19 protein-coding genes and 1 pseudogene are annotated in these 19,235 nt (G+C 65.7%); 14 read left to right on the top strand and 6 right to left on the bottom strand.

What is annotated here, in order from left to right:
• Nucleotides 1–69 precede the first annotated feature (69 nt).
• The 5 genes from coxB to ABD002_RS12460 all read left to right on the top strand — a co-directional run bounded on the left by coxB (nt 70) and on the right by ABD002_RS12460 (nt 4,765).
• Nucleotides 70–978 (top strand): cytochrome c oxidase subunit II, encoded by a 909-nt coding sequence (gene coxB / locus ABD002_RS12440; protein ID WP_343791549.1) that lies wholly within the window; start codon nt 70–72, stop codon nt 976–978.
• A gap of 308 nt (nt 979–1,286) precedes the next feature.
• Nucleotides 1,287–2,894 (top strand): cytochrome c oxidase subunit I, encoded by a 1,608-nt coding sequence (ctaD, locus tag ABD002_RS12445; RefSeq protein WP_379989282.1) that lies wholly within the window; start codon nt 1,287–1,289, stop codon nt 2,892–2,894.
• Between the two features lie 139 nt (nt 2,895–3,033).
• On the top strand, nt 3,034–3,165 hold the full coding sequence (locus ABD002_RS12450) for a hypothetical protein (protein WP_343791553.1): 132 nt from the start codon (nt 3,034–3,036) through the stop codon (nt 3,163–3,165).
• Nucleotides 3,162–3,743: a cytochrome c oxidase assembly protein gene (locus tag ABD002_RS12455; RefSeq protein WP_343791555.1), complete on the top strand. Its 582-nt coding sequence runs from the start codon at nt 3,162–3,164 to the stop codon at nt 3,741–3,743. The genes ABD002_RS12450 and ABD002_RS12455 overlap by 4 nt, the downstream gene beginning before the upstream one ends.
• A 152-nt stretch (nt 3,744–3,895) precedes the next feature.
• Nucleotides 3,896–4,765, top strand: coding sequence for a cytochrome c oxidase subunit 3 (locus ABD002_RS12460; protein ID WP_343791557.1), 870 nt, complete (start codon nt 3,896–3,898; stop codon nt 4,763–4,765).
• A gap of 141 nt (nt 4,766–4,906) precedes the next feature.
• Here ABD002_RS12460 and ABD002_RS12465 read toward each other — a convergent pair whose 3' ends face one another.
• Nucleotides 4,907–5,116 (bottom strand): twin transmembrane helix small protein, encoded by a 210-nt coding sequence (locus ABD002_RS12465; protein WP_343791559.1) that lies wholly within the window; start codon nt 5,114–5,116, stop codon nt 4,907–4,909.
• Nucleotides 5,117–5,178: 62 nt separating this feature from the next.
• Here ABD002_RS12465 and ABD002_RS12470 point away from each other — a divergent pair, with 62 nt between their 5' ends.
• The 4 genes from ABD002_RS12470 to cyoE are packed head-to-tail and all read left to right on the top strand — an operon-like array spanning nt 5,179 to nt 8,589.
• A complete protein-coding gene (locus ABD002_RS12470; RefSeq protein WP_343791561.1) occupies nt 5,179–5,919 on the top strand; it encodes an SURF1 family protein in 741 nt (246 codons plus the stop codon).
• On the top strand, nt 5,916–6,467 hold the full coding sequence (locus ABD002_RS12475) for a hypothetical protein (RefSeq protein ID WP_343791563.1): 552 nt from the start codon (nt 5,916–5,918) through the stop codon (nt 6,465–6,467). The genes ABD002_RS12470 and ABD002_RS12475 overlap by 4 nt, the downstream gene beginning before the upstream one ends.
• Nucleotides 6,464–7,678, top strand: coding sequence for a COX15/CtaA family protein (locus tag ABD002_RS12480; protein ID WP_343791565.1), 1,215 nt, complete (start codon nt 6,464–6,466; stop codon nt 7,676–7,678). The genes ABD002_RS12475 and ABD002_RS12480 overlap by 4 nt, the downstream gene beginning before the upstream one ends.
• A complete protein-coding gene (cyoE, locus tag ABD002_RS12485; protein ID WP_343791567.1) occupies nt 7,675–8,589 on the top strand; it encodes a heme o synthase in 915 nt (304 codons plus the stop codon). The genes ABD002_RS12480 and cyoE overlap by 4 nt, the downstream gene beginning before the upstream one ends.
• Before the next feature lie 16 nt (nt 8,590–8,605).
• Here cyoE and ABD002_RS12490 read toward each other — a convergent pair whose 3' ends face one another.
• On the bottom strand, nt 8,606–10,561 hold the full coding sequence (locus tag ABD002_RS12490; RefSeq protein WP_343791569.1) for a S9 family peptidase: 1,956 nt from the start codon (nt 10,559–10,561) through the stop codon (nt 8,606–8,608).
• A 136-nt stretch (nt 10,562–10,697) separates the two neighbouring features.
• On the opposite strand from ABD002_RS12490, the gene ABD002_RS12495 reads away from it, so the two are divergent.
• Nucleotides 10,698–11,177: a glutathione peroxidase gene (locus ABD002_RS12495; protein WP_343791571.1), complete on the top strand. Its 480-nt coding sequence runs from the start codon at nt 10,698–10,700 to the stop codon at nt 11,175–11,177.
• 66 nt (nt 11,178–11,243) lie between these two features.
• On the opposite strand, the gene ABD002_RS12500 is transcribed toward ABD002_RS12495, so the two are convergent.
• Nucleotides 11,244–11,774, bottom strand: a complete 531-nt coding sequence (locus ABD002_RS12500; RefSeq protein WP_343791573.1) for a protein tyrosine phosphatase family protein — start codon at nt 11,772–11,774, stop codon at nt 11,244–11,246.
• A 132-nt stretch (nt 11,775–11,906) separates the two neighbouring features.
• Here ABD002_RS12500 and ABD002_RS12505 point away from each other — a divergent pair, with 132 nt between their 5' ends.
• Nucleotides 11,907–13,187: an MFS transporter gene (locus tag ABD002_RS12505; RefSeq protein ID WP_343791575.1), complete on the top strand. Its 1,281-nt coding sequence runs from the start codon at nt 11,907–11,909 to the stop codon at nt 13,185–13,187.
• 115 nt (nt 13,188–13,302) lie between these two features.
• Entirely contained in the window at nt 13,303–14,913 is a 1,611-nt protein-coding gene (locus ABD002_RS12510; protein ID WP_343791577.1) for a phytoene desaturase family protein, read from the top strand.
• A gap of 44 nt (nt 14,914–14,957) precedes the next feature.
• Here ABD002_RS12510 and ABD002_RS12515 read toward each other — a convergent pair whose 3' ends face one another.
• From ABD002_RS12515 to ABD002_RS12525, 3 genes are all read right to left on the bottom strand, one after another.
• The gene (locus ABD002_RS12515; protein WP_343791579.1) at nt 14,958–15,407 is read right to left on the bottom strand and encodes a MarR family winged helix-turn-helix transcriptional regulator; all 450 of its coding nucleotides are present in this window, start codon (nt 15,405–15,407) and stop codon (nt 14,958–14,960) included.
• A gap of 33 nt (nt 15,408–15,440) precedes the next feature.
• On the bottom strand, nt 15,441–15,623 hold the full coding sequence (locus ABD002_RS12520) for a hypothetical protein (protein ID WP_343791581.1): 183 nt from the start codon (nt 15,621–15,623) through the stop codon (nt 15,441–15,443).
• A 161-nt stretch (nt 15,624–15,784) separates the two neighbouring features.
• The gene (locus tag ABD002_RS12525; RefSeq protein WP_343791583.1) at nt 15,785–15,994 is read right to left on the bottom strand and encodes a cold-shock protein; all 210 of its coding nucleotides are present in this window, start codon (nt 15,992–15,994) and stop codon (nt 15,785–15,787) included.
• A 556-nt stretch (nt 15,995–16,550) separates the two neighbouring features.
• Here ABD002_RS12525 and ABD002_RS19715 point away from each other — a divergent pair.
• Nucleotides 16,551–16,829, top strand: a pseudogene (locus ABD002_RS19715) (winged helix-turn-helix domain-containing protein); the annotation flags it as partial.
• A gap of 192 nt (nt 16,830–17,021) precedes the next feature.
• Entirely contained in the window at nt 17,022–18,968 is a 1,947-nt protein-coding gene (locus tag ABD002_RS12530; protein ID WP_343791585.1) for a hypothetical protein, read from the top strand.
• Nucleotides 18,969–19,235 lie beyond the last annotated feature (267 nt).

The following is a 19,235-nucleotide window of genomic DNA, read 5'->3' on the forward strand; positions in this document are numbered from 1 at the left end:
CGGGCTGCCGCGTCGGTGGCGACGGCGACACGATTGCGAATCCGAATACTCGAAAACCAGGTGATGGCGATGATTTCTTCCGGGGTCCAGCGCGCCAGCCGCGCCCTTGCGCTGTTCGCGCTGCTCGCGAGCGGAGCGGCGTTCGCGAATCCGACGCCGTGGCAGCTCAACTTGCCGGTCGGCGTGACGTCGATCTCGCGGCGCATCCATGACGTGCACATGTTCGCGTTCTGGGTCTGCGTCGCCATCGGCATCGTCGTGTTCGGCGCGATGATCTACGCGATGGTGCGCTTCCGGAAGTCGAAGGGCGCGGTCGCCCAGACCTGGAGCCACAACACGATGATGGAGGCGATCTGGACGACCGTGCCGGTCATGATCCTGATCGTGATGGCGTGGCCGGCGACCAAGCTGCTGGTCGACATGGCGAATGTCGAGAACTCGGACATGACCATCAAGGTCACCGGCTACCAGTGGAAGTGGCGCTACGAGTACGTCGAGTATTTCAAGAAGGCCCCGGGCGTCAATTTCGTCTCCAGCCTGGATGCCGAATCGGCGCGCGTGCGCCAGCTCGGTTCCGGCCTCGATCCGAACGCGGTCAAGGACAGTCAGGACGATGGCTACCAGAGCTACCTGCTCAACGTCGACAAGCCGCTGGTGCTGCCGGTCGGCGTCAAGATCCGCTTCGTGGTCACCGCCGACGATGTGATCCACTCCTGGGGTGTCCCGGTGCTCGGCTGGAAGCAGGACGCGATCCCCGGAATCATCAACGACAACTGGACGCAGATCGATACCCCTGGCACGTATCGCGGCCAGTGTGTGGAACTGTGCGGCAAGGACCACGGCTTCATGCCGATCGTCATCCGCGCGCTGCCGAAGGCCGATTTCGAGCAGTGGCTGAGTGCGCAGGAAGCGGAAGCCGCCGCCGCGAAGAACACCGCGACCGCGCAGGCAGCCGCACCGCCTGCGGCGCAGGGTTGATCCGCAATTCGTGCGTTCATCCGTGAACGCGAGAGCAAAAAGCGGCCATCCCTGACCGTATTGGATTTGGTTATTGCGTTCATCCGTGAACGCAAAGCAACAGAAACAGGGCCATCCGTGGCCGCACTGAAATTGGTTTATGCGTTCGTCCTTGAACGCAAAGCAAGAGAAATAGCGGCCATCATTGGCTGCACTGAGTTGGGTTTTTGCGTTCATCCCTGAACGCGGAGCAAAAGAAAAAGCGGCCATCCGTGGCCGCACTTTTCAATTACCGAGGTTCCAAGGCCATGGCCGCAGTCAATCCCGCCATCGATCACGACGCGCACGACGACCACGATCACAAGCCGGAAGGCTTCCTGCATCGCTGGCTGTTCACGACGAATCACAAGGACATCGGTACGCTGTACCTGATCTTCTCGCTGACGATGTTCCTGATCGGCGGCAGCTTCGCGATGGTCATCCGCGCCGAACTCTTCAAGCCGGGCCTGCAGCTCGTGCAGCCGGAGTTCTTCAACGAAATGACCACGATGCACGCGCTGATCATGATCTTCGGCGCGGTCATGCCGTCGTTCGTTGGTCTCGCCAACTGGATGATCCCGATGATGATCGGCGCGCCGGACATGGCGCTGCCGCGCATGAACAACTGGTCGTTCTGGATCCTGCCGTTCGCGTTCCTCCTGCTGATCTCCGAGATCTTCATGCCCGGCGGCGGCCCGCAGGGCGGCTGGACGATGTACCCGCCGCTCGCGGTCGAGGGCGGCAACAACGTCGCCTTCATGATCTTCTCGATTCACCTGATGGGCATCAGCTCGATCATGGGCGCGATCAACATCATCGCGACGATCCTCAACATGCGCGCGCCCGGCATGGACCTGCTGAAGATGCCGGTGTTCGTGTGGAGCTGGCTGATCACCGCGTTCCTGCTGATCGCGGTGATGCCGGTGCTGGCCGGCGCGGTCACCATGCTGCTCACCGACAAGTTCTTCGGCACCAGCTTCTTCAACGCGGCCGGCGGTGGCGACCCGGTGATGTACCAGCACATCTTCTGGTTCTTCGGGCATCCCGAGGTCTACATCATGATCCTGCCGGCGTTCGGCATCATCTCGGAGATCATCCCGACCTTCAGCCGCAAGCCGCTGTTCGGCTACCAGGCGATGGTCTACGCGCTGGCCTCGATCGCGTTCCTGTCGTTCATCGTCTGGGCGCACCACATGTTCACGGTCGGCATGCCGCTCGGCGGCGAGCTGTTCTTCATGTACGCGACGATGCTGATCGCGATCCCGACCGGCGTGAAGGTGTTCAACTGGGTCTCGACGATGTGGGGCGGTTCGATGACGTTCGAGACGCCGATGCTGTTCGCGGTCGCGTTCGTGATCCTGTTCACGATCGGCGGTTTCTCCGGCGTGATGTGCGCGATCGTGCCGGCCGACTTCCAGTACCAGGACACCTACTTCGTCGTCGCGCACTTCCACTACGTGCTGGTGACCGGCGCGATCTTCGCGGTCATGGCTGCGGTGTACTACTGGCTGCCGAAGTGGTCGGGCAACATGTACTCGGAGAAGTGGGGCAAGATCCACTTCTGGTCGAGCGTGATCTCGGTCAACGTGCTGTTCTTCCCGCAGCACTTCCTCGGTCTGGCCGGCATGCCGCGCCGCATTCCCGACTACAACGTCGCGTTCGCGGACTTCAACATGATCAGCTCGATCGGCGGCTTCTGGTTCGGTGCGAGCCAGCTCATCTTCGTCGGCGTGATCATCCATGCCGTGTACTACTCGAAGCAGCGCGCGACCAGCCAGGTCTGGGAAGGTGCGCATGGCCTCGAGTGGACGCTGCCGTCGCCGGCGCCGCATCACACGTTCACGGTGCCGCCGGTCATCACCTCGAGCATGCTGGCGCATGGCGACGTGACGCACTGACCTGTGCGATCGTCCTTGATCGTTGCTTCGATGTAAGGAGCGATCATCCGGAGTTCGCCGCTGTTGCTGCACCAGAAGCGACCATCCATGGTCGCACTTCCCACCAACAGCACATGTTCCATGTAGTCCACGAGAACTGATGAAAGAACACTCCGCCAGCAACGACCAGAACGCCCACCGCGCGATTGCGCGGCGCACGGCGTGGGTCGTCGGCGGCATCGCGCTCGTGATCTACCTGGTGTCGATCCTCGAGGTCGTGCTGAGGCGATGAGCGATCCGGTGAACCGCAATCTCGGTGTGCTGAAGGTCGGCGCGATCGTCTGCGCCTGCGCGTTCCTGTTCGGCTTCGCGATGGTGCCGGTCTATCGGATCGTCTGCGAACACGTACTCGGCATCAAGCTCGCGCAGGGCGCGGTCGACCAGAGCGCGGTCGCCGGGATGGTCGAGGACGACAGCCGCACCATCACCGTGCAGTTCGTCAGCAACGTCAACAGCAAGTTGCCTTGGGCGTTCGCGCCGGAGGCGACCCGTATCGACGTGCATCCGGGAAAGCTGACCGAGGCCTGGTTCGATGCCACCAACCACGGCGGCGAGGCGATCGTCGGCAATGCGGTGCCGAGCATCGCGCCGAGCAATGCCTCGCCGTACTTCAACAAGACCGAATGCTTCTGCTTTACCGAGCAGGTGCTGAAGGCGGGCGAATCGCGGCGCATGCCGGTACGGTTCTTCGTCGATCCGCGCTTGCCGAAAGACGTCCGTGAGCTCACGTTGTCCTACACTTTCTACGCGAACGACGTCGCTACCCGGCGTCTTTCCGAAACCGGCTCGCCCGTGCCACCGGCGAGCTGATTCAAACTGCACCCCGGCGCATGGATGCGCCGCCGTGACATGCGCGCGAGCGTGTGGCACGACAAAGGTGGCGCGGCTGTGCCGCGACCATGTGTAAGCAAACCGGGGCAGGATGCCCGGTTTTGCGATGACGACCAAAGAGATCAGCCGCCATGGCGCAAACACAAGGTGCTTACTACGTCCCCCACGGCAGCCACTGGCCGATCATCGGTTCGTTCGGCCTGATCGGCACGGTCGGCGGCGCCGGACTCTGGCTGAACGAGGCTGACACCATCGGCAAGCCGATCATGGCGATCGGCGTCGCGCTGCTCCTGTTCATGATGTTCGGCTGGTTCCGCACGGTCATCCGCGAATCCCTGAGTGGCGCCTACAACAAGCAGGTCGACACCTCGTTCCGCATGGGGATGCTGTGGTTCATCTTCTCCGAGGTCATGTTCTTCGGCGCGTTCTTCGGCGCGCTGTTCTATGCGCGCGCGCTGTCGGTGCCGTGGCTGGGTGGTGAAGGCCATGGCGCGTTGACCAACTATTTCCTGTGGCCGCATTTCTCGCCGGCGTGGCCGACCAACGGTCCCGGCGCCGTCGGTGGCGCGTTCTCGACGATGTCGGCGTGGGGCATCCCGCTGCTCAACACGCTGCTGCTGCTGTCGTCCGGCGTCACGGTCACGATCGCGCACCATGCGCTGCGCGCCGGCCATCGCACCCAGCTGCTGATCTTCCTCGCCGCGACCGTGCTGCTCGGCGTAACCTTCCTCACGTTCCAGGCGCACGAGTACATCGAAGCCTACGAGCACCTGAATCTGACCCTCGGCAGCGGCGTCTACGGCAGCACGTTCTTCATGCTGACCGGCTTCCACGGCCTGCACGTCACGCTCGGTGCGATCATGCTGACGATCATCTGGCTGCGCTGCGCGAAGGGCCACTTCACCAAGGATCACCACTTCGCGTTCGAAGCGGTCGCCTGGTACTGGCACTTCGTCGACGTGGTCTGGCTCGGCCTGTTCCTGTTCGTGTACGTGCTTTGAGAGCCGGGAATCGGGAGTAGGGAATCGTAAAAGCGGGAAGCGGCGACGCTTTCCACGGGCTTGGAATGGGGTCGGGTATGCGCGCGCTGCGGATGCGGCTTCGGACTATTCCCGATTCACCATTCCCGATTCCCTGCAGCGTCAGCCGCCGATCCCATGCGGCCGGATGATCCCGGTCCAGATGCCGATGATGACCAGCAGGATCAGCAGCACCGACAGCGCGATGCGCCGTGTCAGCGCCTTCAGCGTGCGGTCGGTGCCGCCCTTGTCGGTCATCATGAAGTAGAGGCCGGCGCCGAGGTTGTAGATGATCGCTGCGAAGAAGACCAGGATCAGGACCGTGCTGAGCATGTGCAATCGTCCCCAAGGGTGCGGCCGGCCGGCGGCACGGGCGAGTATATCGCCGCGCCGCCGTGGCTAGGCGCTGGCATCGCCCGGGCGCGTTCGCGATCGTACTGACGCTCGCCGGTGTCGCACTGTTCGTCTGGCTCGGCACCTGGCAAGTCCGACGCGCGCACGAGAAGCTGCAGCTATTCGCCGCGTTCGATGCCGCCGCTGCCCAAGAGCCGATCGCGCTCGAGCAGGCGCGCCGCGAAGCGGATCCGGCGCGTTATCCGCGGGTCCGCGTCGGCGGCCGCTATGACCCCGACCACGCCTACGTCCTCGACAACCAGGTGCGCGAAGGCCGCCCCGGCGTGATGGTGTTCGATGTGTTCGAACCGTCCGACGGCAGCACGCCGCTGCTCGCGAACCGCGGCTTCCTCGCTCGCGACGCGCGCGGCGAGCCGCCGCCGATTCCACCGCCGCCATCGGGCGAGCAGACCGTGACCGCGCTGTATGCGCCACCGCCCGGTTCCGGCCTGCATCTCGGCGGCAACGCGTTGCCCCGCCAGAAGACCTGGCCGAAGACCAGCATCTACATCGACCTCGGTGAGGTTGCGGCCGACCTCGGCCGCCGTCTCGACCCACGCGTGCTGCTGCTGGTGCCCGGGGACAACGGCGTGCCCGGCAGCGCCTTCGTGCGCGAATGGCGCCCCGAGGTGTTCCCTCCCGAGCGCCACTACGGCTACGCGTTCACCTGGTTCATGTTCGCCGCCGTTGCGGTGGCGATCTTCGTGATACGGCATTGGCGCAAGGAAGAAATCCGGAAATGACCCCTGACACCCGCAAGCGCATCGGCCTGGTCCTGATCATGCTGCTGTTCGCCGCGCCGCTGCTCACCGCGTACGTGTTGAACGCGGTCGGCTGGCGTCCGGCCGGCACGCGCAACTACGGCGAGATGATCGAACCGCCGCAAGACCTGACCGCCGCGCGCTTCGTGCTCGCCGATGGCAGGCCGCTGCAATGGAAAGATGCCGACTGGTCGTGGACCGTTTTCGCGCTGACCGGCCCCGGCTGTGCGCAGCAATGCATCGCGCGCATCGACGAGCTGCGTCGCGCGCGGCTGACGCTGAACCAGAATGCCTATCGCGTGCGCGTGGTCGTGCTGGACGACAGCCTGCCGGCGGCGACGCTGGCGGCGTTGAGCCCGGTCGAGGTCGCGCGCGATGCCGATGCGAAGCTCGCCGGCCTGCGTCCGACCGCGGCCGACCAGGTCGCGGTCGCGTTCGCCGATCCGCACGGCTTCCTCGTGCTGCGCTATGCGGTCGGTTACGACGCCAACAAGCTGCGCAAGGATCTCGCCAAGCTGGTGAAGGGATGAACCCCATACGCCTCACTCCAGCACGCCTCGCCGTGTTCGCGACCGTATTCGCGTTCCTGGTGATCGTGTTCGGCGCGTTCGTGCGCCTTTCGAACGCGGGACTGTCCTGTCCGGACTGGCCGACTTGCTACGGCAAGGCGACCTGGCCCGGCCATGAGCAGGACATCGCGCGCGCGAACGAGGCATTTCCGGAGCGCCCGTTCGAGACGCACAAGGCGTGGCGCGAACAGGTGCATCGGATGATCGCCGGCACGCTCGGCGTGCTGGTGTTCGCGCTCGCGCTGGTCGCGGTAGGGCGGCGCCGTCGGCTGCCGGCGATGCTGCTCACCGCCGCGGTCGCCGCGGCGTTCGGCGTGTTTCTCTACATCAAGGGCGCCTACGCGGCGTCGGCCGCGCTCTCCCTGGTCGCGATCGCGCTGCCGCTGTTCGCGGCGCTGCGGCTCGATCGCGGCGGGCCGTGGCGCATCGCGGTCGTCGCGTTCGCGGTCGTGATCTTCCAGGCCATGCTCGGCATGTGGACGGTCACGCTGCTGCTGAAGCCGGTGGTCGTCATGGGCCATCTGCTCGGTGGTCTGCTGACGTTCTCCCTGCTCGGCTATGTCGCGCTGCGTCTGACGGATACACGCGTGCCGACCGCAGACCAGCGGAGCCTGCAACCGATGGTCATCGTCGCGCTCGTGCTGCTGGCGATCCAGATCGCGCTCGGCGGTTGGACCAGCGCGAACTATGCGGCGCTCGCCTGCGGCGTGGATTTCCCGAAGTGCGCCGGTTCGTGGTGGCCGATGACCGACTTCCGTGAGGCGTTCGTGCTGTGGCGCGGCATCGGGGTGAACTACGAAGGCGGCGTGCTCGACGCGGCCGCGCGTGCGGCGATCCAGATCACGCACCGGATCGGCGCGGTCGTCGTGTTCGGCCACATCCTCGCGACCGCCGTGCTCGCGTGGCGCCGCGGCCTGCGCATGCCCGGCGTGCTGGCGGGCGTGCTGGTCTGCACGCAGGTCGCGCTCGGCATCGCCAACGTCAAGCTGTTGCTGCCGCTGCCGCTCGCGACCGCTCACAACGGCGTCGCCGCGCTGCTGCTGCTGTCGTTGATCGCGCTGCTGGTGCGCACGCAGCCGCCGCACGGCGACGATCAACCGGACATTTCGTCATTCCGGCGAAGCGCTTCCGGCTATCGCCGGAATGACGGCTCGGATAGTGTGACGCCGTGAAAGAACGTTCCCTGGCCAGCCAGTATTTCGAGCTCACGAAACCGCGCGTGGTCGCGCTGATCGTGTTCACCGCGGTCATCGGCATGTTCCTCGCGGTGCCGGGCCTGCCGCCGTTGCGCCAAGCCGTGGCCGGTTGCGTCGGCATCTGGCTCGCCGCGGCTTCGGCTGCCGCATTGAACCACCTGATCGACCAGCGCATCGACAAGATGATGGCGCGCACGTCGCAGCGGCCGCTCGCGACCGGCGCGCTGACGCCGACCCAGGTGCTCGCGTTCGCGCTGATCCTCGGCACCTTGTCGATGGCGATCCTGATCGCGCTGGTCAACCCGCTGACCGCGGCGCTGACGTTCGCCTCGCTGATCGGCTACGCGGTGGTCTACACCGCGTATCTGAAGCGCGCGACGCCGCAGAACATCGTGATCGGCGGCGCCGCCGGTGCCGCACCGCCGGTGCTCGGCTGGGCCGCGGTGACCGGTCATGTGCATCCGTACGCGCTGCTGCTGTTCCTGATCATCTTCATCTGGACGCCGCCACACTTCTGGGCGCTGGCGATCTTCCGCCGCGACGACTACTCGCGTGCGCAGGTGCCGATGCTGCCGGTCACGCATGGCGTGGAATACACGCGCTGGCACGTGCTGTTCTACACGGTGCTGCTGTTGGTGATCACCGTACTGCCCTGGCTGACCGGCATGAGCGGCCTGTTCTATCTCGGCGGTGCGCTCGTGCTCGGCGGCGCATTCCTGTATTACGCGATCCGCCTGTTGAATCCGCCCGACGAGTTCTTCGCGATGCGCGTGTTCAACTACTCGATCATCTACCTGATGGCGCTGTTCGCGTTCCTGCTGGTCGACCACTACCTGCTGCCGGCCGCATTCGAGCCGGGTGGCCTGGTCCTGCAAAAGGTCGGTTAGGCGCGCGACTGCCGGCCTACGATTCGCCAAGCAGGTACTTCTGCCAGAACCGCATCGTCGCGGCGCGGAAATAGTCGACGTTCGGCTTCTTGCGGAAGCCGTGGCCCTCGTCCCTGAACTCGAGAAACCAGACATCGCCGCCGTTGCCGCGCACGGTGTTCGCGATCTGCTGGCCTTCCGATGCCGGTACGCGCGGATCGTTCGCGCCCGCGGCGACGAACAGCGGGATCGAGATGCTCTTCGCGTTCGTGGTCGGCGAGATCTTCTCGAGGAACGCACGCATTTTCGGCTCGCGCTCGTCGCCGTATTCGGCGCGGCGCAGGTCGCGGCGGTAGCTCTCGGTGTGGGTCAGGAAGGTCACGAAGTTCGAGATGCCGACGATGTCGATGCCGGCACGCAGACGCGCTTTGTAGCGCGTCATCGCGGCCAGCACCATGTAGCCGCCGTAGGAACCGCCGTAGACCGCGACGCGCTTCGCATCGAGTTCAGGCCGCGTGCCGATCCAGTCGAGCAGGGCGCCGATGTCCTTGACCGAATCCTCACGCTTGAAGCCGTTGTCGAGCAGCAGATAGCTCTTGCCGTAGCCGGCCGAGCCGCGCACGTTCGGCACCAGCACCGCGATGCCGAGCCGGTCGACCAGATACTGGGTCTCGGCACTGAACACCGGGCGTGCCTGCGATTCCGGGCCGCCATGGATCTGGATCACGACCGGATGCGGACCGGCGCCGGCGGGCTTGTAGTAGAACGCCGGGATCGTGCGCGGCTTGCCGTTGACCTTGTCGAAGGTCGGAAAGCGAACGAGTTCCGGTGCGGCGAACCTCGAGGCATCGAGGCCGCCGACCTCGCTCTCGGTCCAGCGCGCAAGCGCCGGCTGGCCGGACTCGCCGGCGGCGAGATCGATCGAGTACACATCGCTCGGCGAGGTCGCCCAATTCACTGCGAACGCGAGACGCCGTCCGTCCGGACTGAACGCGACGCCGGACAGCACGCCTTTCGGCAGCACAGGCAGCGCGATTTCCCCACGCGTCGCGGTGTCCAGCAGATGCAGTGTGCCGAAGCCGTCCTCGTTGGCCACGAAGGCCAGGCGCGTGCCGTCATCGGATAGCGCGAACTCCTCGATGTCCCATGGAATCCGCGCGCTGAGGCGGGTGATGCGGTCGCTCGCGAAATCGTGGTAGCGCAGCTCGCGGAACTCGCCACTCTCGTCGGAGACGTAGTACGCGCCCTTGCCGTCGTGCGCGAAGCGGAAGTCACCGAACGCGATCTTGCGCTTGCCGTCGTCGAGTCGGCGAACCTTGCCGCTGGCGAGATCGACCACCGCCGGATGCGTTTCGTTGATCGACACGTACTGCGCGACAAGCAACTGGCTGCCATCCGGCGAAAAATCATTCGCGTCCCAGCTGCCGCCGAGCGTCACGACCGCCTTCTTCGCGCCGCTGGCGGGATCGAGCACCCAGATGTCGGTATCCTTGCCGTTGCGTTCGGTGCTGCTGTAGGCGAGCTTGGTGCCATCGTGCGACCACAGCGGGTTCTCATTGCGCGACTTGCCGTCAGTCAGCAATTTCGTTTCGCGCGTGGCGAGATCGAACCAGTACAGCTGCCAGAACTCCGAGCCGCCGACATCCTTGCCGAACACGAAGCCGTTGCGCTTCGGATTCGCGGCGAGGCCCGCGATCGGTTCGTCGTAGAAGGTCAACTGTTCGCGCGCGCCGCCGGGCATCTTCACGCGATGTACCTGCGCGGTATTCGCAAAGCGCGTGGTGATCAGCAGGCCCGAGCCGTCCGCGATCCAGCCGCCGAGCGCGGCGCCACGCGTGTTCGCGTAGCGCTGCAGTGAGTCGGTCAGTGCTGCCGGAGCCTCCGGAATGTTCTCGCTGATGCGATTGTCGGCTTCGATGCGCTGCACCTCGGAGGCAACCGCAAAGAATGGCGCGAGGAAGCAGACGGCGGCGGCGAGCGGAATCGAGCGCACGGAGACTCTCCGAAATCGGGGTTGGTCCGGGAGGTTAGCGCAACAGGGTGCGACGGCACGGCCGAAAAGTCACGATCCGCTTCCCTGCGCCGGTGACCCGCATTACCGTAGACGCCCCACAACCCCGGAGGCGGATATGGCCAGTGTCTATGACTTCAGTGCGAAGACCATCGACGGTGCGGACCAGAAGCTCGATGCCTACCGCGGCAAAACGATGCTGATCGTCAACGTCGCCTCGAAATGCGGATTCACGCCGCAGTACACCGGTCTCGAGGCGCTCTACGAAAAATACCAAGGGCAGGGCTTGGTCGTGCTCGGGTTTCCCTGCGACCAGTTCGGGCATCAGGAGCCGGGCGACGAAGCCGAGATCAAGAACTTCTGCTCGCTGAACTACGACGTGAAGTTCCCGCTGTTCGCGAAGATCGAGGTCAACGGCGCGAACACGCATCCGCTGTACAAGTACCTCAAGCACGAGGCCAAGGGATTGCTCGGCAGCGAGGCGATCAAGTGGAACTTCACCAAGTTCCTCGTCGCGAAGAGTGGCGACGTCATCAAGCGCTACGCGCCCACCGATACGCCCGAGGCGATCGGCAAGGATCTCGCCGCGCAGCTTTAGCGCCCGCGCCCGCGTCGGCGGGCAGGCGCGATTGCGTATCGTCCATGTCGCCGTGGCGCGCGAACGTCAGTGCGCCCGCTCCGGCGCGGGCATCGCCGCGGCCTCCAGCCCGAGCTGCTTGCGCACGACCGGCTCCAGCGACTTCAGCCCGGCGCGTTTGCCGAGGTCGAGCGCCGCCTGCGGCGGCATGCCCTCCTGATCCGCCGCCATCAGCGCGAGCAGCGCGCCGACGCGGTTGCCGGACGCGCAGTGCAGCAGCACCGGTCCTTCGCCGGCAGCGAGTGCGCGCTTGAGCGCAGCGGCATTCGCCGGCGTCAGCGCCGCCGCGTCGGCGATCGGCGGGGCGACATAGTGCAGGCCGAGCCGCGCGGCGAGCGCGACTTCGTCATAACCACGCGTCTCGTCCGGCTTGCGCAGGTCGATCACGGTGCGCAAGCCTTCCGTGGCGAGCGCCTCGAGTTGCTGCGCATCCGGTTGACCGCCGGTGTAGAGGCCGGCACGTGGCTGCGCGAACGGCGCATGTTCGTCCGCCTGCGCCGATGGCAGCACGGCGAGGGTTGCGAGCAGCATCAAGAGGACGCGCAGGCTGTGCGACATACGGGAGAACCTGTGGGTGTCGAGCGCAAGGCGTGCAATATCGCCGCCGCTTCCGAGCAGCGGCAAGCACCGTAGGCGGCGGCGCGCGCGGATGGTATATCTGCGCGATCCGCATCGACATTCCCGCGCTCCATGAACGCAGCAGCGATTCCCCGCACCTCCCTGGTTCGCAGCGACCTGCGCACGCTCGCGCTTTCCGCGCTCGGCGGCGCGCTCGAGTTCTACGACTTCATCATCTTCGTGTTCTTCACCAACGCGATCGGGCAGCTGTTCTTCCCGCCCGACACACCGGACTGGCTGCGCCAGCTGCAGGCGTTCGGGTTGTTCGCGGCCGGTTATCTGGCACGTCCGCTGGGCGGCATCCTGATGGCGCACTTCGGCGACCGCAGCGGACGCAAGCGCATGTTCACGCTGAGCGTGTTCATGATGGCGATCCCGACCCTGCTGATCGGCCTGCTGCCGACCTGGGCGAGCATCGGCTACGCGGCGCCGCTCGCGTTGCTCGGCCTGCGCATCCTGCAGGGCGCGGCGGTCGGCGGTGAGGTGCCGGGCGCCTGGACCTTCGTCGCCGAACATGTGCCGGATCGGCGGGTCGGTTTCGCCTGCGGCACGCTGACCGCGGGCCTGACCGCCGGCATCCTGCTCGGCTCGCTGATCGCGACCGCGATCAATACGCATTTCAGCGCGGACGAGGTGCTCGCGTTCGGCTGGCGCATCCCGTTCCTGGTCGGCGGCGTGTTCGGCTTTCTCGCGGTGTTCCTGCGCCGCCTGCTCAGTGAGACGCCGGTGTTCGAGGAAATGCGCCGTCGGCACGAACTCGTGCGCGGTCTGCCGTTGAAAGTCGTGCTGGCCGGATACGGCCGTGCGGTTGTCTTCTCGATGTTGCTGACGTGGTTGCTGACCGCGGCGATCGTGGTCGTGATCCTGATGACGCCGACCCTGATCCAAAAGCTGTTTGCGATTGCGCCGGCGCGTGCGCTCGCGGCGAACAGCGTCGCGACGCTGTTCCTTTCGATCGGTTGCGTCGTATTCGGCGTGCTCGCCGACCGCATCGGTGCGCTGCGCGCGCTGAAGATCGGCTGCGTCGCGCTGTTGCTGGCCACGTATGCGTTGTACCTCGGTCTCGCGCGCATGCCCGATGCGTTGTTCGCGCTGTACGCGGTCGCCGGTTTCTGTGTCGGTGTGGTCGGCGTGATCCCGGTGCTGCTCGTGCGCGCATTTCCGCCGCCGGTGCGCTTCTCCGGCATCTCATTCGCGTACAACGTGGCCTATGCGATCTTTGGCGGCCTCACGCCGTTGTTCGTGACCGTGCTCATGAAGGTGCAGCCGCTTGCACCGGCGCACTATGTTGCCGCGCTGTGCGTGCTCGGCGTCGTGGTCGCGTTCGCGACCCGCCGCACGGCGATTGCCTGAGTTCGACCTGCGCCATCCCGTCGACTTGGAGCGCATCGGCGGAGGGGCCGTGCGCGAAGGTTATCGCGCTCCGTGAGCGATGGCGCGGTGTCGGGTGTCCCGCGATAATCGCCGGATGAGCCAAGACATGCGCGACGCGATCCTGATCGGCGGCGGCCACAACGGCCTCGTCTGTGCGGCTTACCTCGCGAAGGCCGGATTGAAAGTCACCGTGCTCGAACGCCGCGACGTGGTCGGCGGCGCGGCGGTGACCGAGGAATTCCATCCGGGATTCCGCAACTCGGTCGCGGCGTACACGGTATCGCTGCTGCAGCCGAAAGTGATCCGCGATCTCGATCTGGCCGCACACGGCCTGAAGATCGTGCAGCGCCGGCTCAACAACTTCCTGCCGCTGCCGGACCACCGATACCTTGCGATCGGCGCGGGGCGCACGCAGGCCGAGGTCGCGAAGTTCTCGCGCCGCGACGCGGAGCGCCTGCCTGAGTATGAGCGTCGCCTCGACGCGATCGCCGACGTGCTGCGTGCGCTCGCGCTGGAGCCACCGCCGAACCTGACCGATGGCGGCTGGCTGAAGGCCTTGCCGGAACTGCTGCGCGCGGGCCGGCTCGGCAAGCGCGTGAAATCACTGGACGCGACGCTACGCACGGACCTGCTCGATCTGTTCGCGATTTCCGCCGCGGAATATCTCGACCGCTTCTTCGAGAGCGAACCGATCAAGGCGGTGTTCGGCTTCGACGGCGTGGTCGGCAATTACGCAAGCCCATACACGCCGGGCAGCGCGTATGTCCTGCTGCACCACGTGTTCGGCGAAGTGAACGGTGTGAAGGGCGCCTGGGGCCATGCGCTCGGCGGCATGGGCGCGATCACGCAGGCGATGGCGAAGTCGGCGGCGGCAGCTGGCGTCGAGATCCGCACCGGTTGCGGCGTGCGCGAGATCATTGTCGAACATTCCCATGGAAAGCCGGGCCGCGCCGTCGGCGTCGTCACCGAGAAGGGCGAGGTGCTGCGCGCGCGCAGCGTTGTCGCGAACGTGAATCCGAAATTGCTCTACGAGCGCCTGCTCGATCCGGCCGTGGTGCCGGCGCCGACGCGCGAACGCATGGCGAACTGGCGCTGCGGTTCCGGCACGTTCCGCATGAATGTCGCGCTGAGCGAATTGCCGCGGTTCAGCGCGTTGCCCGAACCGGGTGATCACCTGACCGCCGGCATCATCATCGCGCCGAGCCTCGACTACATGGATCGCGCGTACGCGGATGCGCGTGCGCACGGCTGGTCGCGCGAGCCGATCGTCGAGATGCTGATTCCGTCGACGCTCGACGATTCGCTCGCGCCGAAGGGGCAGCACGTCGCCAGCCTGTTCTGCCAGCACGTCGCGCCGACTTTGCCGCAGGGACGGTCGTGGGATGACCATCGTGACGAGGTCGCCGACCTGATGATCGCGACCGTCGACCGCTGGGCGCCGGGGTTCAAGGCCTCGGTGCTCGGCCGCCAGATCAAGAGCCCGCTCGACCTCGAACGCGATTTCGGTTTGCTCGGCGGCGACATCTTCCACGGCGCGCTTTCGCTCAACCAGCTCTTCAGCGCGCGTCCGATGCTCGGTCAGGCCGACTACCGCGGCGCGCTGCCGGGCCTGTACCTGTGCGGCGCCGGCACTCACCCGGGCGGCGGCGTGACCGGCGCGCCGGGGCATAACGCGGCACAGGTGCTGATCCGCGACTTGCGTTAAGTCGCGCTACCCGTACAAGCCTTGGCCGCGACAGCGCGAGCCCGTCATTTCAAGGAAGCGCCGAGATTCTTCAGCAGTTCCGCAAGCTGGGCCTGCTCGGCCCGGCTTAGTCCGGAGACCACTTCGTGCGCCTCCGCGAACCGGATGCCGATGGCCTTGTCGATCAGTGCGCGTCCCTTCGGCGTGAGCGCCGCCATGAGCGAACGACGATCGTTGTCCTCCGGCCTGCGCGAGATCAAACCAGCCTTCTCAAGGCGATTGAGGCAGGCGGTCATCGCGCCGGACGTAATCAGAACCGACCGCCTCAAGGCCGTTGGAGCAAGCTCGTGGGGCGAGCCCGTGCGTCGCAGCGTCGCCAGAACGTCGAGGTCGGTGTAGTTCAGGCCCGTTCCCTTCAACGAGTTGTTCGCCCTGGCTTCAAGGGCTCGCCCCAGGTTGAGAATCCGGCCAACAACCGCCATGGGCGAGACATCCAGTTCCGGGCGTTCGCGCATGGCGCGCGCGGGCGATCACCGGCGGAGTGCACTTCATGGACCTGCGTTTTCGGCCTCCGGGCCGCCGGAAGTCTGCGCCGGTGCGGTCGGGCCGGCGTCGCCGGTGCCCTTCACTTCGGTCTTCGACTGCTTCTTCAGGCGCTTCTCGTCCTGCTGCTTCTTCTTGGCCAGATCGCGCTGGCGCTTGTCGAACTTGTAGTTGGGCTTGATGGCCATCGCGTTCTCCGTCGGCGCCATGGTGCGCCGGACTGTTCATGAGAAATCCGGCCAGCAAGGCCGGTCTGTCTTCACCATCAGGGACGATGGCAGAAACGATCAACAAAAAAACCCCGGGCGTTGCCGCCCGGGGTTCGTTTGACGCTGTTGCGCGACGTGGCTTACGCCAGCTGCACTTCGTCGGCCTGCATGCCCTTCTGGCCCTGCACGGCGATGAAGCTCACGCGCTGGCCTTCGGCCAGGCTCTTGAAACCCGCGCCCTGGATGGAGCGGAAGTGCACGAAAAGGTCGGGGCCGCTCTCCGGCGTGATGAAACCGAAACCCTTCGCATCGTTGAACCACTTGACGGTACCGTTCTGGCGATTTGCCATGACTTTGACTCCTGCAACTCGAAAACAAGAAATTCGCGGCCGCGAGGACATCCCGGGCCGAGACTGAGGTTGGCAAGGAGAAAGCGAGGTGAGGCGATGGAGCAAATCGGAAGATCGACCGCATCAGGTCACGATTCACAGTGACCCTGCAAACACAGTACGCGCACTGTACACGGGAATCGGGCGCAAAGCGAATCCGTAGCTGAACGGGCCCGGAAGTCAACGTTGTTTTGACCTGGGAGTCACCCTCGGCGATCGCAGCGGCCGGACTCTGACGCGGCCGCCTCCGCATCGCCCTCGTCTGGGAGGAAGGATTCGGATGGGTGGATCGCGAGCAGCGCATTCCGCCTGTGGAGAGCAGTCCTGGCAGGCTGAAGACTTCGGCTCTGCTATGATTAGCCATCTTTACTGCTAAAGATGGATGCCGTCGTGCTTCAGCAGGGGACTGGATTTCAGTTTGAGATCGGTTGCACAGGTGTGCGGGGGTGTATTTGCTCGCGTGTCTCTTCGGTAGCCGCCCAGTAACATGAATGAACCGGCCGGCGTGCGCACGCACATGAAGCGGCCGACCTATCGATTCGGCGAGTTCTGCATCGATCCTGCACTGCGTGAGCTGCGCCGCTCGGGGACAGCGGTCCGCATTCCGCCGAAGGTGTTCGAGTGCATCGTCTATCTGATCGAGAATCGTGAGAGGGCCGTCGGCAAGGACGAGCTGGTCGCTGCCGTCTGGGGGCGCGTCTCAGCCGGCGACAGCCAGGTCGCACAGACCATACTGCGCGCTCGTCGCATCCTTGATGCAAGCGGCGACAGCGATGTCATCCTGACGCTGCCTCGTTTCGGCTATCGCTGGGTCGCCGCGGTGCACGAGGAAGCGGCAACCGATGAGCGCGCGCCGCCGCAGCAGGACGCGACAGAGCGGGATGCCGCAGTTCCCGAGCGCGAGTCGGCCGTGCAGCCGGTATCTGCACCCGCGGCAACGGCGACATCGGCGAAGGCACGCAATCGGCGCCGCGCTCGGTTTGCTCCTGTGGTCGTCGTCGCGGCGCTCGTGCTCGTCATCGTGGCCGCGTTGTGGCTGACGGGGCATCAGACCTGCACGACCTGCGGCGATGGTCTGCCCGCCAAGGCCACGGCGCCGGATACGGCGGATACCTTCGCCGTGCTGCCCGTCGACGTGCAGCTGCTCGACAAGGATTGGGCCTGGATGGAAATCGGCCTCATGGAGATCGTTGCATCGCAGCTGCGCCAGGGCGGTGTGGCCGTCGTGCCGACGAAGAATGTCTTGATGCTGGCGGCCAAGGATCCGGCCCTTCCCGACGCAGCAGTGCGCGAGACCTTGGGTGCGGACAACCTGGTGCACGTCTACGTGCGCAAGACGGCAGCCGGATGGGTCGTGACCGTCAACCTCGATTCGACGGATAAACCCACACGCAAACTCGAAGCGGTCTCCGACAACGTCATCGACGCCGGCAGGCGCGCAGCAGACAGGATTCTGCTGATCAGAGGCAAGCCGGTCACTGCTCGCCACCCGGATAGCCAGGACCTGGCGATCGAGGAACTGACCGGGCGCATTTACGCGGCCCACGAAAATGAAGGCCACGCCAAGGTCCGGCAGATCATCGAAGCCGCTCCGCCCGAGCAGCGCGAAGCGCCACGCGTGCAGATCGCACTCGCCGACGCGGAGCGCGAATCCGGCAATCTCGTCGAAGCCGAAGCCCGCTATCGACGTGTACTGAACATGCGCCTGGCGGACGACCGCCCGGGTCTCGAAGCCCTTGCAACCATCGGCGTGGCTTTGGTGGAACTGGCCAAGGGCAACCACGCCGAGTTCGAGCATCTGTACGACGTTGCGATCGCGTTGCACGAGAAAGCCGGCGACTGGTCCGGGCTGGCGCACGTCCGCCTGCGGCGTGCGATCGTGCGGTCGGGGGAAATGGACCTCGACGGGGCGCGTGCCGACCTGGCGGCGGCGCGTGTCGACGCCACGCTGGCGAGCGACCGCTTCGTGCTGGCGCGCGTCGAGGCGAACCAGGGCGTGGTGGCGGCATTGGAAGGGCACTATATCGAGGCCTCCGAGCTGCTCCGGAATGCCGTCCCGCGATTTCGCCAGTTCGGCGCCTATGACAACGTGATCAATGCCCAGGCCTATCTTGCCGAGGCGAATCTCGATCAATTGAAGCCGAGGGAAGCGCTCGCCGCGATCGACGAGGTATGGCCGGAGCGTTTCCGTGTCGCCATGATCGGATCGCGCAACGGGCTGGAGCGCGCCCGTGTGAGAGCTCTGCTGGGCCTGGGGCAAATCAAGGCGGCAAGCGACCTGATCGAACACGTCGACGCCGAACAGGTTCGCGGCGAGGATGCCGAGGACGACACGCAGCTCAATCTTCTGCGCGCGATGCTGGCCTCCGAGCGGGGTGACGATGCCGCCGTCCAGGAGCACGCGCGTCGCGCCATTGCCCGATTCGGCCGGCCATTCGTGGCGCGAGAGCGTGCCTTGGCATGGTTGTATCTGATAGGCGCGTTGCGGGCGAGCGGACAAACGGCACAGGTCGACGAGCAGGTCGCTCAGCTGGTGCAGTGGAGCGATACCGATGCAGGCTCGGGTGGGCGCGCCTATGCCACGCTGGCCGAGGCCGAGCAGGCAGGTGTGCGCGGCGACGTGGAAACGTCGCTACGCTTCTACGCGCAGGCTTTCGACATCGCCGAGACGGCGGCCGTGCCGAGCGCGATCGTGGACATCGCCGTGTCGTACGGCAACACCTTGATCGATCGGGGTCGCGTGCTGCAGGCCAAGAGTATCGTCGGTGTTTCGGCGCGCTTCGGTGAGCAGAGCCCGAGCGCTCAGCTGCTGCAGGCCCGCTTCTACGATGCGCTTGGCGAGGGTGATGCAGCGCGCGAAGCACGCAAGCGCATGAACGCACTGCTCGGCGAAAGAAAAGCGCCGAGCTGGCCGAGCCCGCTGCCGCCGGTCTGACCCTCGAAGCTTGCCGTCGCCTGCGTGCGCTGCCGTTTCAGCGCCTGCATCGGCTTCGTACCGTGTCGTTCGGCAGCCTGTCGAACAGGTCTCCAGCACCGCCCCGGGCGCTCTTGGGGTGGTGTCGCCTCAGCATGAGAAGTCGCCGCCTTCGAAGGGGCCGCTCCGTAAGGACGTGACGGTGCTGGAGATTCGGGAGCCATCGGTATCGGCGCAGGGTTGACCTTGCATGCAAGCCCCTGAGCCGACGCTTCGGCGAAATGGACG

Origin of the sequence: Dokdonella soli (genome assembly GCF_039523175.1) — a bacterium.
Classification (GTDB): Bacteria; Pseudomonadota; Gammaproteobacteria; order Xanthomonadales; family Rhodanobacteraceae; genus Dokdonella_A; species Dokdonella_A soli.